Origin of the sequence: Actinomadura graeca (assembly GCF_019175365.1) — a bacterium.
Taxonomy (GTDB): domain Bacteria; phylum Actinomycetota; class Actinomycetes; order Streptosporangiales; family Streptosporangiaceae; genus Spirillospora; species Spirillospora graeca.
In genome coordinates this window covers 6,699,979-6,714,873 of the sequence record NZ_CP059572.1, presented here as the reverse complement: position 1 = coordinate 6,714,873, position 14,895 = coordinate 6,699,979, and the positions used below count along the sequence as shown (strand labels likewise).

The 14,895-nt window shown below is 74.2% G+C and carries 16 protein-coding genes; 8 read left to right on the top strand and 8 right to left on the bottom strand.

Translation table 11 applies throughout. The annotated features are described in order from the left end of the window. Positions 1–112: 112 nt before the first annotated feature. From AGRA3207_RS29765 to AGRA3207_RS29755, 3 genes are all read left to right on the top strand, one after another. Positions 113–346, top strand: coding sequence for a DUF3107 domain-containing protein (locus tag AGRA3207_RS29765; RefSeq protein ID WP_231330447.1), 234 nt, complete (start codon positions 113–115; stop codon positions 344–346). 163 nt (positions 347–509) lie between these two features. Continuing rightward, positions 510–800 carry a GlsB/YeaQ/YmgE family stress response membrane protein gene (locus AGRA3207_RS29760; RefSeq protein WP_231330446.1) on the top strand — a complete coding sequence of 97 codons (291 nt, stop codon included), beginning with the start codon at positions 510–512 and terminating at the stop codon, positions 798–800. Between the two features lie 535 nt (positions 801–1,335). Next, positions 1,336–2,919, top strand: a complete 1,584-nt coding sequence (locus tag AGRA3207_RS29755) for a DEAD/DEAH box helicase (protein WP_231330445.1) — start codon at positions 1,336–1,338, stop codon at positions 2,917–2,919. 58 nt (positions 2,920–2,977) lie between these two features. On the opposite strand, the gene AGRA3207_RS29750 is transcribed toward AGRA3207_RS29755, so the two are convergent. Next, positions 2,978–3,679 (bottom strand): glycerophosphodiester phosphodiesterase, encoded by a 702-nt coding sequence (locus tag AGRA3207_RS29750; protein ID WP_231330444.1) that lies wholly within the window; start codon positions 3,677–3,679, stop codon positions 2,978–2,980. A gap of 69 nt (positions 3,680–3,748) precedes the next feature. Here AGRA3207_RS29750 and AGRA3207_RS29745 point away from each other — a divergent pair, with 69 nt between their 5' ends. Both AGRA3207_RS29745 and AGRA3207_RS29740 read left to right on the top strand, forming a co-directional pair. After that, entirely contained in the window at positions 3,749–4,624 is an 876-nt protein-coding gene (locus AGRA3207_RS29745; protein WP_231330443.1) for an alpha/beta fold hydrolase, read from the top strand. A gap of 42 nt (positions 4,625–4,666) precedes the next feature. Next, positions 4,667–5,869 carry a serine hydrolase domain-containing protein gene (locus AGRA3207_RS29740; protein ID WP_231330442.1) on the top strand — a complete coding sequence of 401 codons (1,203 nt, stop codon included), beginning with the start codon at positions 4,667–4,669 and terminating at the stop codon, positions 5,867–5,869. On the opposite strand, the gene AGRA3207_RS29735 is transcribed toward AGRA3207_RS29740, so the two are convergent. From AGRA3207_RS29735 to AGRA3207_RS29725, 3 genes are all read right to left on the bottom strand, one after another. Further along, the gene (locus AGRA3207_RS29735; RefSeq protein ID WP_231330441.1) at positions 5,799–6,806 is read right to left on the bottom strand and encodes a RecB family exonuclease; all 1,008 of its coding nucleotides are present in this window, start codon (positions 6,804–6,806) and stop codon (positions 5,799–5,801) included. The genes AGRA3207_RS29740 and AGRA3207_RS29735 overlap by 71 nt on opposite strands. A gap of 75 nt (positions 6,807–6,881) precedes the next feature. After that, a complete protein-coding gene (locus AGRA3207_RS29730) occupies positions 6,882–7,583 on the bottom strand; it encodes an MBL fold metallo-hydrolase (protein ID WP_231330440.1) in 702 nt (233 codons plus the stop codon). Positions 7,584–7,593: 10 nt separating this feature from the next. Continuing rightward, positions 7,594–8,439, bottom strand: coding sequence for a PHP domain-containing protein (locus AGRA3207_RS29725; protein WP_231330439.1), 846 nt, complete (start codon positions 8,437–8,439; stop codon positions 7,594–7,596). Between the two features lie 147 nt (positions 8,440–8,586). Here AGRA3207_RS29725 and AGRA3207_RS29720 point away from each other — a divergent pair, with 147 nt between their 5' ends. Beyond that, a complete protein-coding gene (locus AGRA3207_RS29720; protein ID WP_231330438.1) occupies positions 8,587–9,876 on the top strand; it encodes a hypothetical protein in 1,290 nt (429 codons plus the stop codon). Here AGRA3207_RS29720 and AGRA3207_RS29715 read toward each other — a convergent pair. Then, positions 9,873–10,481 (bottom strand): DUF6758 family protein, encoded by a 609-nt coding sequence (locus AGRA3207_RS29715; RefSeq protein WP_338028230.1) that lies wholly within the window; start codon positions 10,479–10,481, stop codon positions 9,873–9,875. The two genes, AGRA3207_RS29720 and AGRA3207_RS29715, sit on opposite strands and share 4 nt — an antisense overlap. A gap of 122 nt (positions 10,482–10,603) precedes the next feature. On the opposite strand from AGRA3207_RS29715, the gene AGRA3207_RS29710 reads away from it, so the two are divergent. Next, positions 10,604–10,993, top strand: coding sequence for an NUDIX hydrolase (locus AGRA3207_RS29710; protein ID WP_231330436.1), 390 nt, complete (start codon positions 10,604–10,606; stop codon positions 10,991–10,993). 55 nt (positions 10,994–11,048) lie between these two features. On the opposite strand, the gene AGRA3207_RS29705 is transcribed toward AGRA3207_RS29710, so the two are convergent. Continuing rightward, the gene (locus AGRA3207_RS29705; RefSeq protein ID WP_231330435.1) at positions 11,049–12,209 is read right to left on the bottom strand and encodes a CPBP family intramembrane glutamic endopeptidase; all 1,161 of its coding nucleotides are present in this window, start codon (positions 12,207–12,209) and stop codon (positions 11,049–11,051) included. 224 nt (positions 12,210–12,433) lie between these two features. Beyond that, on the bottom strand, positions 12,434–13,375 hold the full coding sequence (locus AGRA3207_RS29700; RefSeq protein WP_231330434.1) for an HpcH/HpaI aldolase/citrate lyase family protein: 942 nt from the start codon (positions 13,373–13,375) through the stop codon (positions 12,434–12,436). A gap of 39 nt (positions 13,376–13,414) precedes the next feature. On the opposite strand from AGRA3207_RS29700, the gene AGRA3207_RS29695 reads away from it, so the two are divergent. After that, complete coding sequence (locus AGRA3207_RS29695; protein ID WP_231330433.1) at positions 13,415–13,918, top strand: hypothetical protein; 504 nt, start codon at positions 13,415–13,417, stop codon at positions 13,916–13,918. A gap of 22 nt (positions 13,919–13,940) precedes the next feature. Here the strand turns inward: AGRA3207_RS29695 and AGRA3207_RS29690 are convergent, their stop codons facing one another. Then, positions 13,941–14,837, bottom strand: a complete 897-nt coding sequence (locus tag AGRA3207_RS29690) for an RNA polymerase sigma-70 factor (protein ID WP_231330432.1) — start codon at positions 14,835–14,837, stop codon at positions 13,941–13,943. Positions 14,838–14,895 lie beyond the last annotated feature (58 nt).

The window sequence follows — 14,895 nt, the reverse complement described above, 5'->3', positions numbered from 1 at the left end:
GGCGGGTTTCACTCGCGGCGAAGCGGCCGCGGGGGCGGGTCCGGTGATCGTCGTGCCACCATCGGAGGCGGGACCGCCGGCGGTCGGCGGGACGGATGGACGGGAGCATCGCGTGCAGGTTCGCATCGGCGTGCAGTTCGTGCCCAAGGAGCTCGTGGTCGACACCGCGCAGTCAGCCGACGAGGTCCAGGCGGCGCTGGCCGACGCGCTGGCCGCCGAGCACGGCGTGTTCGTGCTCAAGGACCGCCGCGCCGGGCGGGTCGTGATCCCCGCCGACCGGGTGGGCTACCTGGAGATCTCCGAGGACGAGCAGCGCAGCGTCGGCTTCGGCACCCAGTACACCTGAGGCCCCCGGACCCGCCGTCCCGAGGCCCCCCGGACCCGCCGTCACGGGCGTTGCCGTCGCCTTGGTCGGCCGTTGACCTGCGTTTTGTTTGAACCGGACAGTACGGGCATATCGATCTCCGACCACGGGCCGCGGGCCCACGGAAACGGAATGGATGATCAACATGCTCACGACGATCCTCTGGTTCATCGTCGTCGGTGCCGTCATCGGAGCCCTGGCACGGCTGCTCGTCCCCGGGCGCAACCCCATCGGTGTCCTGCTGACCATCCTCGTCGGCGTCGCCGGTGCGATCCTCGGTGGTGTGATCGCCGACGCGCTCGGCGCGGGCACCGTCATCGCCTTCGTCTTCGCGGTGGTCATCGCCGCGCTCGGCGTGGCGGGACTCACCGCGGCGAACGGACGCGGACGGGGCGGCCGCCGGCACGGCTGGCGGACCGGGCGGCGCAGCTTCTGACCCGGCGACCTGATCCGATGACCTGATCCGATGACCTGATCGGATGACCTGATCGGATGACCTGATCGGATGACCTGATCGGATGACCACGGTCTCCGGACTCGCCGCCGGAGACCCCCGGAGGAGGCCCCCGTCCTGCGCGGGGGCCTCCTTCTTGTCCGAGACGCCCTTGATGTCCGGAAGTGGCCGTCTCTCCCCACCTCTCTCCGCGCGTCCCGCGGGCGCCACGGGAGTCCCATTCCCCCTGACGAGCAGGGGATGGAATACATCGAAGAGACGAAACGTTAGGCTGTGTGATCGGCTATTGGTGTATGCAACTGACGGTCGGTACACTGCGTGGCGGAGTGTGACCGCACGCAGCCACAGCGAGTGACTGCGCTCAACCCCTGACTGCGGTCGCCGAGACATTTGATTGACGGCTGGTCCCTCCCGCGCGAGCGCGCGGCCACAGGAAGCGATCGGCGGGCACGCCAGGACGGCGACGGCCCGGCCGGCGGACCTGTGTCCCTGAGCCGGGCGGCCCTGATGGGCCCGTATGCGGGCCCGTCCAACGGCATCCGGCCGGCCCGGGCACCGGGCCGCGCCGCACCGGGGGAGCGAGGACCCCGCATATTGGAGGCTGAAAGCCCTGACTACCTTTCATGAACTCGGGGTCGTCCCCGAGATAGCCGATGCCCTGCGAGCCGAGGGCATCGTCGACGCGTTCCCCATCCAGGAGCTCGCCCTGCCGATCGCGCTGGGCGGCCACGACATCATCGGCCAGGCCCGCACGGGCACCGGCAAGACCCTCGCCTTCGGCGCCGCGCTGCTCCAGCGCATCGAGCACGGCGGCCGCAAGCCGCAGGCGCTCGTCGTCGCGCCGACCCGCGAGCTGGCTCTCCAGGTCACCGACGACCTCCTCGTCGCCGGTGGCAAGCTCGGCACCCGCGTGCTGTCGGTCTACGGCGGCCGCGCGTACGAGCCGCAGATCAGCGCCCTGCGCGACGGCGTCGAGGTCGTCGTCGGCACGCCGGGCCGGCTGCTGGACCTCGTCAAGCAGAAGCACCTCGACCTCTCCCAGGTCGGCGTGCTGGTGCTGGACGAGGCCGACCGCATGCTCGACCTGGGCTTCCTGCCCGACATCGAGCGGATCATCGAGCGGATCCCCGCGCAGCGGCAGACGATGCTGTTCTCGGCGACCATGCCGGGCGAGATCGTCGCGCTGTCGCGCCGGTACCTCACCCGCCCGACCAACGTCCGGGCCGAGGCGCACGCCGAGTCCGACGCGACGCCGCAGGTCGTCCAGCACGTCTTCCAGGCCCACCAGATGGACAAGCCGGAGATGCTGGCCCGGCTGCTCCAGGCGGAGGGCCGCGGGCTGACCATGGTCTTCTGCCAGACCAAGCGGGCCTGCGACCGAGTGGCCGCCGACCTCGCGCAGCGCGGCTTCGACGCCGCCGCCGTGCACGGCGACCTCGGGCAGAGCCAGCGGGAGCGGGCGCTCCGCGCGTTCCGCAACGGCAAGATCGACGTGCTGGTCGCCACGGACGTCGCGGCGCGCGGCCTCGACGTCGACGACGTCACCCACGTCGTCAACTTCGAGTGCCCCGACAGCGCCGAGACCTACGTGCACCGCATCGGCCGCACCGGCCGCGCGGGCAAGGAGGGCGTCGCCGTCACGCTCGTCGACTGGGCCGACCTCACCCGCTGGAAGCTGATCAACGGCACGCTGGACCTGCCGTTCGCGGCCCCGGAGGAGACCTACTCCACCTCGCCGCACTTCTTCGAGTCGCTCGGCATCCCCGCCGGCACCAAGGGCAAGCTGCCCAAGGACCAGCGCCACGAGCGCGCCGGGCTGGACGCCGAGGAGCTGGAGGACATCGGCGAGACCGGCAAGACCCGCACCCACATCCGCGACCGCGACCGGGACCGGGACCGCGAGCGGCCCCGTCCGCGCAACCGCAAGCGCGCCCGCACCCGCGCGGGCAAGCCCGTGGAGGGCGCCGCGGAGGCCGAGACCGCCGCGGAGGCCAAGGTCGTGGACGCGGTCGCGACCGAACGCAAGCGGAGCCGCACCCGCCGCCGCACCCGCGCCGGCAAGCCCGCCGCCGAGCGCGGCGAGGCGTCGCAGAGCGCCTGACCGGTTCCGTCCGGCAACCGCGAGACGTCCGCCAGGTCTCGCGGTTGTCGCCCCGCGGTCAGCCCCGGCGCGTGTCGCGGCCCGTGTCGCGCATCGCCAGGGCGGCGCCCGGATGGTCGGTGACCAGCACCGCCACGCGCGGATCGCCGAGGAACCGCCGCATCAGCGGCTCGGCGTTCACCGTCCAGATCATGGCGGGGAAGCCGGCCCGTGCGCACTGCCGCAGCACCCCGACCCGGGCCAGCCGGTGGTTCAGCGCGACCATGTCCGCACCGGCCCGGCGGATCAGCCCGAGCGGCGCGAAGTCCCGCGCCGCCCCGCGTTCCAGCAGCCCCCTGCCCACCGACAGGGCGGTCTTGACCTGCGGGAACCGCGTCTTGATCTCGACGAGGGAGGCCACCTCGCGGGTGGTGACGACGAACCCGTCCGGCCCGAACGCCTCCAGGCCCAGCCCGACCGCCTCGTGCTCGCAGCCGCGTTCCTTGAGGTCCAGGTGCCCCCGGGCCCGGCCGGCGATGATCTCCATGGCCTCGCCGACCAGCGGGACCGGCCGAGAGGCGAGCCGTTCCACCCGCTCGTAGGAGAGCCGGTTCAGCGGCAGCCCCCCCAGCCGCGCGTCGTGGTGGACGACCAGCTTGCCGTCGCCCGTCCGCCGCACGTCGATCTCGACGTACTCGGCCCCGGACTCGACCGCGTCCTTGAGCCCGGACACGCCCGCTTCGTCCCTCCGGTGGGCCGAGACGGCCGGCTTCGGATCCACGAGGTGGACGCTACCACCGCGCGATCACGACCCGTGTCCGCCGGTCCCCATTTAGTATGGTGGCCCCCTGTGAGCACGCCCCGGTTCCTGACCCTGCCCCCCGGTGTTAACCGGACGATCATCGAGACCCCCCGCGGCCGGTTCGCCGCGCTGGAGGCCCTCCCTGGTTCGGGTGCGACCGAGCGCTGCCCCGCACTGCTGGTGCCCGGCTACACCGGCAGCAAGGAGGACTTCCTCGCCGTCCTGCAGACCCTCGCCGCGTCCGGCCGCCGCGTCGTCGCGATCGACATGCGCGGCCAGTACGAGTCCGACGGCCCCGACGACCCGTCCGCCTACGGCCGCGCCGCCCTCGGCGAGGACATCGCGGCCCTCCTGGACGTCCTCGGCCCCGACCCCGTCCACCTGGTCGGGCACTCCTTCGGCGGCCTGATCACCCGCGAGGCCGTCCTGTCGGGCGCGCTGCCCGTGTCCTACACCCTGATGAGCTCGGGTCCGGGCGCCGTCACCGGCCCGGCCGCGGCCCGCGCCCGCGCCCTGCGCGACGCGATCCCCGAGCTGGGTCTCAAGGCGATCTGGACGATCGGCCTCGAACCCGACTACACCCGCCGCGGCGTCGGCCCCGAGATCATCGACTTCCTGAAGGCCCGCACGCTGGGCAACTCCGAGGCGGGCCTGGTCTGCATGGCCCGCGAGCTGCTCACCGCCCCCGACCGCGTCGACGAGCTCGCCAAGCAGTCCGAGGAGGGCCCGCTGCCCATCCTCGTCCTCTACGGCGAGGACGACGACGTCTGGGACCCCCGCGCCCAGGCCGCGATGGCCGACCGCCTGGGCGCCGCGAAGGTCGTCATCCCGAGCGCCGCCCACTCCCCCGCCGTGGAGGCCCCCGAGACCACGGCCGGCGCCCTCCTCGCCTTCTGGGCCAAGGCCGAACGCGCTCTCCGCTGAGGGCTTACAGCGGGGAAACGCGCCGCGCTGTTGCATGCCCCCATGACCGATCACAGCCCCTCGCCCTCCCCCATGCGGCCGTCACGGCGGACCGCGCTCAAAGCCCTCGGCGGCACCGTCGTGTCCGGGGGCGTCGCCGCGACGCCCACCGGCACCGCCGCCGCGTCCGCGCCCGGCCGGATCCCCCGCGACCTCAGGCCCGGAGGAGCGCTCGACCGGCTCGTCGCGGACCTGGCCGCCGAGGACCGGTTCTCCGGATCACTGCTGCTGACCTGCCAGGGCAGGACGGTACTGAGCCGCTCCCACGGAATGGCCGACAAGGCGGCGGGCGTCCGCAACGGCCCAGAGACCCGCTTCGCGCTCGCCTCGGTCACCAAGCTGTTCACCGCGACCGCGGTCCACCGGCTCGTCCAGGAGGGGAGGCTGTCCTACACCGACACGGTCGGCGCCCACCTCGACGGCTTCCCACCAGAAGTCGCCACGAAAGTGACGATCCACCACATGCTCACCCACACGTCCGGCCTCGGCGACGTCTTCACGCTCCCCGGCTATCCCGAGGAGTCCATGACCTGGACCAGCGCGGACGCGGTCCTCAACGGCACCGTGGACTTCATCCGCAAGACCAGGCCCGCCTTCCCGCCGGGCGCCGGGCACCTCTACAGCAACGCCGCCGTCTGCCTGCTCGGAGCGATCATCGCCGCCGTGTCCCGCCGCCCGTACTACGACTACGTGGCCGAGCACGTCTTCGAGGCCGCCGGGATGCGCGACAGCGCCTTCCACACCAAGCCGCAATGCCGCTCCGACCCGCGCATCGCCCGTCCCTACGCGAGGAACCCGGGCGAGCCCCACCGGACCGACAACCTGGAGAAGGGCCTGTTCATCGGGCTTCCCGCGGGCGACTCCCACGCCACCTGCGCGGACATGGAACGCTTCGCCCACGCCCTGCTGGACGACGACCTTCTGGACGCCCCGTACACCGACCTCATGCTCGGGGCGAAGGTCCCCCTGCCGCCCAGGAACCCGCCGACGCCGTCGTCCGCCGGGTTCGCCGGATACGGGCCGGTGACCTCGCTGAGCCACGGCCGGTGGGTCCACGGCCACGGCGGCGGCAACCTCCTCGGCGCCTCCACCTCGCTGGACATCGTGCCCGCAAGCGGCTGGGTCATCGTCGTCCTCAGCAACTACGAGGCCGGGACGGTCGAACCCATCGCCACGCTAGCCCGCCGCCTGGTCCTGGACGCCTAGACCGTGTTTCACAGCCCCGGCCCGCTTCGCTCGCCTGGCGGCTCGCTACGCGTCGGGATTGCGTCCGGCAACGCCGCCCAGGGGTCTTTGCGGGGGGCGGCTTCGCGGCCTTCGGGGCAGTGGCGGGCGAAGTCGCACCAGGAGCAGAGGGCGCCCGGATTCGGGGGAACAGGTCGTCGTGGGGGGTGTGGTCGACCGGGAGGCCGTCGCCCTGGCGGGGGCGCGGGAGGTCCCGGCGGTAGGCGTCGTCGGCGGCCGACGCCTCGGCGGCGATGCCTTCGGCGCGGCGGAGGTGGCGCTGGAGGGACTCGTCGGTGTGCTCCCAGACCGCGACGTCGCCGGTGGGGAGGTGGTGCAGTTCGACGCGGCGGCAGGGGCGGCGCAGGACGCGGGACGCGGCGACCGCGTAGATCGCGAGGGCGAGGGAGCCTCGGGCGTCGTCGGAGGTCAGGACGTGCCGTCCGGTCTTGTAGTCGACGACGACGAGTTCCGTGCCGCGGGCGTCGAGGCGGTCGATGCGGCCGGACACGGCGATGCGGCCGGTGCGGGTGGCGACGGTGCGCTCCACGCCGAGCGGCTCGTCCGCGGGGTCGAGGGTGGCGACGTAGCGCTCGGTCATCTCGCGGGCGCGTTCGCGCCATTCGGCGGACTGGGCCTCGTCGCGGAAGCCGTCGGTCAGCCAGCCCCGGACGAGGAGGGTCCCGGCGGCCTCGGGGGTGCGGCCGGGCTCGGGCAGCCGCCACCAGGCGGCGAGGGCGTTGTGGACGCTGGAGCCGACGCTGTTGTGCGCCCAGCGCGGGCCCTTGGGCGGCATCGGGCGGTCGAGGTAGGTCATCCGGTAGCGGCGCGGGCAGTCCAGCCAGGTGTTCAGCCGGGACGGCGTGCAGGTGTACAGGCGCTGGGGCATGCCTTCGAGTCCCAGTTGCTCGGCCCCCACGGTCGGGTTCCCTCTCCGTCGTCCGGTCCGGGCACGGCTCCGCCTGCGGGTCCGGCCGGGGCGGAGGGTGCCGCGTCAGTCGTCCTGGGCGAGCGAGCCCCACGTCTCCCAGCGGGCGTCCTCTTCGCCGACCGTGGTCTCCTCGCCCTGGCCGGGGAGGACCCGCAGGTCCTTGGGGAGCGGGGTGAGCAGGGCGCCGATGGAGTTGAGCTGCTTGCGCATGTCCTCGTACACGCCGCCGATGGAGCCGGGACGGCCGCGGTGCAGGGTGTCGCCCGCGAACAGCACGCCGAGCTGCTCGCTGATGACGCTGACGCTGCCGGGGGTGTGGCCCGGGGTGTGCACGATCTCCAGCTGGGCTTCGCCGATCTCGAAGATGCCGCCGTCCTCCAGCCAGATGTCCGGCTCAAGGGCCCGGAGCGCCTTGGCGTCGTCCTCGTCGTCCTCCTCCTTGGCGAGGCGGCCGAAGTAGTCACGCCAGAGGAGCCGGTCCGCGCGGTGCAGCGCGATGGGGGCCCAGTTCTCCTCGTCGTCCTCGCCCGCGGCGGCGACCTCCAGCACCACTTCGAGGTGGTGCTCGTTGCCGTCGGTGAGCAGGACGGCCATGACCTCGCGGTCGCCGACCTCCTTGAGGATGGCCTCGGCGTCGAAGGCCGGGTCGATCACGATGACCTCGTCGTCGTCGCCAACGATGTAGGTGTTGGCCTCGACGTCGTGTTCGGTGTCGTCCAGGGTCAGCGTCCCCGACGTCACCACCTGTTCGATGCGCGCGTCCACGCCACGCACCCTACCGCGATTTGCGGACCCGGTCGGGGCCCACGGCGATCAAGGACTCGTAGTCCCCGGGCGCGGTGGTCTCGGCGCCGAGGCGGTCGCCGGTCGGCGCGCCGTGGTCGTCGCTGGAGCCGGTGACGGCGAGGCCGAGGGACGCGGCGAGGCCGCGCAGGTCGGCGCGGTCGCGGGCGTCGTGGTCGGGGTGGTCGACCTCGATCCCGGCGAGCCCGGCGGCGGCGAGCCGCTCGATCACCTCGTCCGCGAAGACGTATCCGCGGCGCCGGGCGCGGGGATGCGCGAGGACGCACACGCCGCCCGCCGAGCGGACGAGCCGGATCGCCCGCTCGGGGTCGAGCGCGTACCGCTCGGCGTAGGCGCGGCCGCCCTGGGCGATCCACCGGGGGCCGAACGCCTCGTCGGCCGTCCGCACCGCGCCCGCGTCGACCATGGCGCGGGCGATGTGGGGGCGTCCGACGGCCTCGCCGCGGGCGAGGGCGCGGACCTGCTCCCAGGTGACGTCCACGCCGAGGTCGCGGAGCCGGTCGACCATCGCGCGGGCGCGGACGACACGGTCGTCGCGGATGCGGGCCAGCTCGGCGGCCAGCTCGGGGTCGGACGGGTCGAACAGGTAGCCGAGCATGTGCAGGCTGCGGCCGTCCTCCTGGCATGACAGCTCGATCCCGGGGACGAGGGTCAGGCCGTCCGGCAGCGCGGCGATGGCCTCGTCCCAGCCGCCCGCGGTGTCGTGGTCGGTGAGCGCGAGGACGTCCAGGCCGTTCGCCCGGGCGCGCCGGACGACCTCGGCGGGCGGGCGGGTGCCGTCGGAGACGTCGCTGTGGCTGTGCAGGTCGATCCGCATGTGCTCCTTTGTACCGGTCCCCCGCGTCCGGCGGCGCGGCGCGACCCGTCCCGATTCGCCGATTGGGACAGGGCGTGACTTTTCGGATTTCACGCCCAGGACTACCTTCTCGGTGATCAGTTTCGCCTCCGGAAGGAGCGGACACCGATGACCGGAGCCGCCCGCATCTCGGCCTGGCCCGGCCTGCCCCGGCACAAGCGGCACCGGCTGCGGGAGCCGTGGTTCGCCGGGCGGTCGCCCGCGAGCATCGACTGGTACCTCGCGCGCCCGTCCCCGGCCCGGCTGGCCGCGGCGGGCGTGTCCGTGGCGCTGGGGGCGTGGGCGGTCGCCGCGGGCGGCCTGCCGGAGGTGGTCGAGGCGGCGGCGTGCACGGCGCTCATGGTGCCGGCGATCGGCGCGCTGTTCGTCGCCGTGGGCGCGGTGAGCCTCCGGCTGGGCAGCCGCCGCCGGGCCCGCGGCCTCGCGCCCGGCGTCTATCTCCGGCCGGACGACCTGGAGGGACCGGCCCAGGAGGCGCTGGGACGGATCCAGCGGGCCACGGACGTGATCCTGGCGTCGTCGGTGCTCTACTCGCCCCGGATGAGCGCCGTCCTGCGGCACGTGCCGCTCCTGGACTACGAGTGGGAGTTCGCGAAGGCGCTGTACCGGGGAGGCGGCGGCCCCGCCGGGCGTCCCGGGATCCTCGCGGAGCTGGCCGAGCCGGTGGCGTCCCTGGAGTGGTTCGCCGAGCGGGTCGTCGCCGCCGACGGCGCCTTCATGCGCGTCAGCTCCGGTGAGCCCGCCGGGCCGGTGCCCTGGGACGACCTCGTGAACGGCGCCGTCAACGCGGCGATGGCGTTCCAGTACGTCGCCGCGTCGCACGACTGGGGCGCGCCCCCGGAGTCCGGGGACAGGTGGGACGGGCCGGGCGGCGGCGCCGGATCCCGTCCGGAGAACCCCGCGGCCCTGCGGGTGGGCGTGGGCGTGCTGCGCGCCCTGGCCATCGGCATCGGGCTGGTGTGGGCGCCGTCGGTCGTGCTGACCCACCGTCTCGACGGCCCGGCCTGGTGGCGGGTCCTGCTGGCGATCATCGGCCTGGGGGCGGCGGCGCCGATGCTCGGCGTGGGGATGCGCCTGGCGTTCCGGGGACGGCGGGCGGGCGAGGAGGTCCTGCATCTCGCGGGCCTCGTCCTGGCGGGCACGCTGTTCGGGACGATCGTGGCGTTCGTGGCCGCGCCGTTCGCGGGGCAGCCGTGGCTGATGCCGTCCGCGGCGGCTCTGGCGATGATCTGCATGATGGCGAGCGCCGCGGTCGGCTACGGCGTGTCCAGCCTGTCGCTGACGATGGGCGGGGCCACCCTGAGCCTCGGCGTCCCGACCTCGGTGGAGCAGCTCGCGGAGGGGTGGCGGGAGGCGTCGATCGGCACCGGCGCGTCCCGGGGCGGACCGGGCGGCTAGAGGTCGAGGCGGGGGCAGTGGGCGCCGAAGGGCAGGTCCAGGTCCATGCCCGGCTCGCGCAGGTCGAGGAGGTTCTGCTGCTCCAGCATGAGCACCCCGGCCTCGGCGGGCCACAGCACCGTCCACAGCCAGTTGCCCATCGCCTCGCCCACATAGGCGGCGCGGTCGGGTTCGGCGGCGACCGCCCACATGGAGACCGAGTGCCCGCAGGTCGCCGCCGGGCCGCTGACGTCGAGCTTGACGTGCGGCGGGCTCCCGTCGAACACCTCGCCCGGGTCGCTGCCCTCCAGCCCGGCGTAGTGGGCGCCGAGGCCGATCCCCGGCTCCTCGGCGATCACCACCATGTCGGCGGGGCCGCTGAGCAGGCCGGGCCCCGAGACGGCGACGGCGGCGGCCCGCGCGCCGCTGCGGTCGTCCCCGACGGTGACGAAGCCGGTGACCAGCCAGCCCAGCGGAAGGGGCCAGGGCACCCAGACGGGGACGCGCGCGTCGTGCACCGCGGCGGCGAGCCCCTCGGGGCCGGGACGTTTCGACGGCTGCCTCGGCAGGACCGGGCCGTGCACGCCGCACACCCAGTCGCTCGACCACAGGCTGGGCGCGCTCACCGGGCCCGCGCATCGCGGGCACATGGGCTCCGCCATCACGGTTACCCACATTGCGCGGGCACGCCCCGCCCCGTCAAGTTCCGGCGGGTAGCCGTCGGGGAAAGGGGGGACAAAATGGGGTCATGCGTGTGCGCTGCGTCGGCGGGATCATCGTGGACGGGAGCGGGCGGCTGCTCCTGGTGCGCCGGGGGCGGCCGCCCGGCGAGGGGCTGTGGTCGATCCCCGGCGGACGGGTCGAGCCGGGCGAGGACGACGCGGCGGCCGTCGTCAGGGAGCTCGGCGAGGAGACGGGGCTGGACGTCGCGGTCGGCGCGCTCGTCGGCTCGGTGGACCGCCCGGGCCCCGGAGGCGTCACCTACGAGATCCACGACTACGCGGCGACGGTGACGGGCGGGACGCTCCGCGCCGGGGACGACGCGTCCGACGCGCGCTGGACGACCCCCGCCGAGCTGCGGGCGCTCCCGGTCACGCCCGGGCTGGTCGAGGCGCTGGAGTCCTGGGGGCTCCTGTGACGCGCCCGGGAGCCTAGAGCCTGACTCGAAGTGGGCCGGGACGGGGGAACACGGTCTAGGACACGAAGCCGACGCCCGGCCTGCCGCCCACCGGGGCGGAGGCCGCGGGGTCGGCGGGGTCCGCCGGGCGGTCCGGTGGCGCGTCCGGTCCGCTGCCGTCGCCCGGCCCGGCCGTGAGGGTCTGGATCCTGCGCCGCCGTACCAGCCACACGACCGCCGCCGCGTACAGGGCCATGGGGAAGATGTCCGCCACGACGTACTGCCAGGGCACGCCGCCCTGCTCGATGTCGAGCTTCCCCACCGCCGCCGGGAAGAGGAAGGCCATCAGGTTGTTGAACACGTGCAGCGCGATGCCCGCCTCCAGGCCGCCGCTGCGGACCGTGAGCCACGCCGCGATCGCGCCGAACGCGAAGATGTCGAGGATGCCCCAGCCGGTGTAGCCGTGCCCGGCGGTGAACAGGGCCGAGCCCACGACGATCCCCGGCCACGGCGTGCGGAAGAGCACGCTGAGGGCGCGGCCGATCCGTCCTCTGAGGGTCTCCAGGGTGCAGGAGCCGACCGCCTGGAGCAGCCAGCCGCGGAAGACGTACTCCTCGGCCGCCGACTGGAAAGGCACCAGCAGCACGATCACGATCGCCGGGGCCAGGAAGCGGCCCCAGCCCACCCAGTGCTCGTCGCCGCCCGAGTCGTCGTCCATCAGGGTGCTCGCCAGCGCCGACGTCCCGTAGGACACGACGCAGAACAGCACCGCGAGGCCGCAGCAGGCCAGCAGCCACCGCCAGCGCAGCCGCCCCGCGACCGACGAGAGCGTGCCCGGCCGCCGCCGCTGGATCCCCCACGCCGCCAGGAACGCGACCGGCAGGAACACCGCGAGCGTGGCCAGGTTGAACGCCAGGTCGGCGGTCTGGTCGCCGAAGACCGCGTCCGCGTCGGAGGCGCCGGAGGTGTCGGGCAGGTCCCCGGTCACCGCGAGCTGGACGAGGATCCCGGCCACCATCAGCCCGAGCGCCAGCCCCAGCCCGAGCGCGGCGATCGCCAGGGTCCCGAGCAGGGGCCGCCACCAGCGGTGCACTGCCGTCCGCGCCATCCGGTGGAACGGCATGCCGGACGGCGCCGGCACCGTCCAGGCGCGCTTCGGCGGCTGGGCCGGGCTGGGGTAGGCGGGCAGCCCGTAGGGGCCGGGCCCCGGCGCCCCGTACTGGCCGTGGTACGGCACGGGCGCCTGCTGCGGCCGGCCCCATCCCGGCTGGGGAGGCGGGGGTCCGTGTGAAGCGGGGGGAGGCAGGGCCGGCTGGGGCCCGGACGGCGGGACGGGCGCGGGCCCCCGCCGCCCCGGAAGGCCGGGGTCGAGCGGGGCCCAGCCGTTCGCGTCCCCGGATTCCGACACGAGTGTCCCCCTACTCGGCTTCGGTGTGTGGGACGAATCGTACGTGCCCGCGGTCAGCCGCCGGGCGGTTCGAACCGCTTGGTGCGCTCCAGGCCCGCGGCCCGCCCCTTCGCGGCGACGACGAGCGCCATCTTCCGGGACGCCTCGTCGATCATCTCGTCGCCGAGCGTCACCGCGCCCCGCCCCTCGACGGTCACGGAGTGCTCGTAGGCGTCCAGGACCAGCTCGGCGTGGTCGTAGTCCTCCTGCGACGGCGAGAACACCGCGTTGCCCGCCTCGATCTGGGACGGGTGCAGCACCCACTTGCCGTCGTACCCGAGGGCGGCCGAACGCTCGGCGACCCGGGTGAAGGCGTCCACGTCCCGGACGTTGAAGTACGGCCCGTCGACGGCCTGGAGGTCGTGCGCGCGGGCGGCCATCAGGATCCGCATCAGGATGTAGTGGTAGGCGTCGCCCTCGGTGTAGCCGGGCGGCTGCTCCCCCACGGTGAGGGTCTTCATGTTGATCGAGGCCATCAGGTCGCCCGGCCCGAGGACGAGCGCCTCCAGCCGCGGCGAGGACGCGGCGATCGCGTCCACCTCGACCATCCCCCGGGCGTCCTCGATCTGCGCCTCGATGCCGATCCGGCCGACCTCGTAGCCCATGGCCCGCTCGATCTGGGTGAGGAGCCGGTCGAGCCACTGGACGTGGGAGGCGTCCCGCGCCTTGGGCAGCATGACGGCGTCCAGGGCGGCGCCGGCGCCCTCCACGACCTCGATCACGTCCCGGTACGCCCAGGGCGTCTCGAGGTCGTTGATCCGCACCACGCGGACCTTGCCGTCCCAGCCGCCCTCGTTGAGCGCGGCGACGGCGGCCCCGCGCGCCGCCTCCTTGGCCGACGGCGCGACCGCGTCCTCCAGGTCCAGGAAGACCTCGTCCGCCGCGAGCCCCCGCGCCTTGTCGATGAAGCGCTGGTTGCTGGCGGGCACGGCGAGGGTGGTTCGTCGCGAGCGCATGTGCCGGATGCTACCGAGCGGGTGTGAGACGCTGTCCGCATGGGTGACCTCAACGTGGCTCTGGTGGAGGAGGCGGCCAGGAAGTCGGGGCTGCTGTGGCTGGATCTGCCCGGCCTGCCGCAGCCCAGGGCCGCCTGGCACGTGTGGCACGAGGGCTCCGCCTACGTGCTGACCGGCGGGGAGGGCGAGCAGCCGATGCCCGGCCTCCCGGAGGCCGACCGGGTGACGGTGATCCTGCGCAGCAAGGACAAGGGCGGGCGGCTGGTGTCGTTCGTCGCCGGCTGCTCGCAGGTCGTGCCCGGGACCGCGCTGTGGGACGAGGTCGCCCCCCAGCTCGCCAAGGCCCGGCTCAACGCCGCCGACCACGAGGCCCAGGCGGACCGGTGGGCGGCCGGCTCCTGGATCGTCCGGCTCACGCCGGTGGAGGCGGCGGCGCAGGCACCGGACGCGTACGCGGCCGTCCGCCCCGTCCCGACCCCGGCGACGACGGCGGGCCCGCCGCCCCGGATGCTCGGCGGGAAGCGCCGCCAGGCCGACCGGTAGCCGCACCGCCCGCGGGCGCCGCTCACAGCGGCAGCTCGCGGCCCCTCGCGACGGAGCGGAGCTTGTCGGGGTTGGCGACCATGTGGACGGCCTCGACCCGGCCGCCCTCGGCGACGGTCGCGACGACGGTGGTCAGGGGGCCGTCCGGGCCGTCCACGACGAGCGCGGGCTCGCCGTTGAGGGTGACGCGGCGCACCCGCATGTCCGCGAACTCGATGCCCTGGTAGGCGTGGCCGACGACCGCCGTCAGCCAGCGGCCCACCTTGTCGGCGCCGTGGATGACGCGGCGCGCCGCGCGGACCTTGCCGCCGCCGTCGGTCCACAGGGTCACGTCGGGGGCGAGGACCTCCATGAGCCGGTTGATGTCGCCGCCCATGACCGCGTCGAAGAACCGCTCGGTCGCGGCGCGCCGCTCGGCGCCGCGCGCCTCGAAGCGGGGGCGGCGGGCCTCGACGTGCTTGCGGGCGCGGGTGCCGAGCTGGCGCACCGACGGCTCCGAGCGGTCGAGCGCCCGCGCGATCTCCGCGTAGGGGTAGCCGAAGACCTCCTTGAGGACGAACACGGCGCGTTCGAGCGGGCTCAGCGTCTCCAGGACGACGAGCATCGCCATCGACACCGACTCCGACATCTCGGCGCCCTCGGCGACGTCCGGGGAGGTCAGCATCGGCTCGGGCAGCCACGGGCCCACGTAGGACTCGCGCTGCGCCCGCGCGGACCGCAGCCGGTCGAGCGCGAGGTTCGTGGTGATCCGGACGAGGTAGGACCTGGGCTCGGCGACGTCCGAGCGGTCCGCCGCCGACCAGCGCAGCCAGGCGTCCTGGACGGTGTCCTCGGCGTCGGCGGCGGTCCCGAGCATCCGGTAGGCCACCGCGAACAGCAGGTTCCGGTACTCCTCGAAGGCCACCGCGGTCTCATCCATGATCGTCCAGTCTGCCGGAGCGCCGCCGGCGGGTCGATGCGGGGTGCGCGCTCACCCC

What these genes read in the sequence shown, in the direction of transcription:
- AGRA3207_RS29700 (WP_231330434.1), bottom strand. Translation starts at nt 13,375, where the DNA reads ATGCGCTCGCGACGAACCACCCTCGCCGTGCCCGCCAGCAACCAGCGC.
- AGRA3207_RS29690 (WP_231330432.1), bottom strand. Translation starts at nt 14,837, where the DNA reads ATGGATGAGACCGCGGTGGCCTTCGAGGAGTACCGGAACCTGCTGTTC.
- AGRA3207_RS29755 (WP_231330445.1), top strand. Translation starts at nt 1,336, where the DNA reads ATGCGGGCCCGTCCAACGGCATCCGGCCGGCCCGGGCACCGGGCCGCG.
- AGRA3207_RS29725 (WP_231330439.1), bottom strand. Translation starts at nt 8,439, where the DNA reads ATGCGGATCGACCTGCACAGCCACAGCGACGTCTCCGACGGCACCCGC.
- AGRA3207_RS29695 (WP_231330433.1), top strand. Translation starts at nt 13,415, where the DNA reads ATGGGTGACCTCAACGTGGCTCTGGTGGAGGAGGCGGCCAGGAAGTCG.
- AGRA3207_RS29740 (WP_231330442.1), top strand. Translation starts at nt 4,667, where the DNA reads ATGACCGATCACAGCCCCTCGCCCTCCCCCATGCGGCCGTCACGGCGG.
- AGRA3207_RS29720 (WP_231330438.1), top strand. Translation starts at nt 8,587, where the DNA reads ATGACCGGAGCCGCCCGCATCTCGGCCTGGCCCGGCCTGCCCCGGCAC.
- AGRA3207_RS29710 (WP_231330436.1), top strand. Translation starts at nt 10,604, where the DNA reads ATGCGTGTGCGCTGCGTCGGCGGGATCATCGTGGACGGGAGCGGGCGG.
- AGRA3207_RS29760 (WP_231330446.1), top strand. Translation starts at nt 510, where the DNA reads ATGCTCACGACGATCCTCTGGTTCATCGTCGTCGGTGCCGTCATCGGA.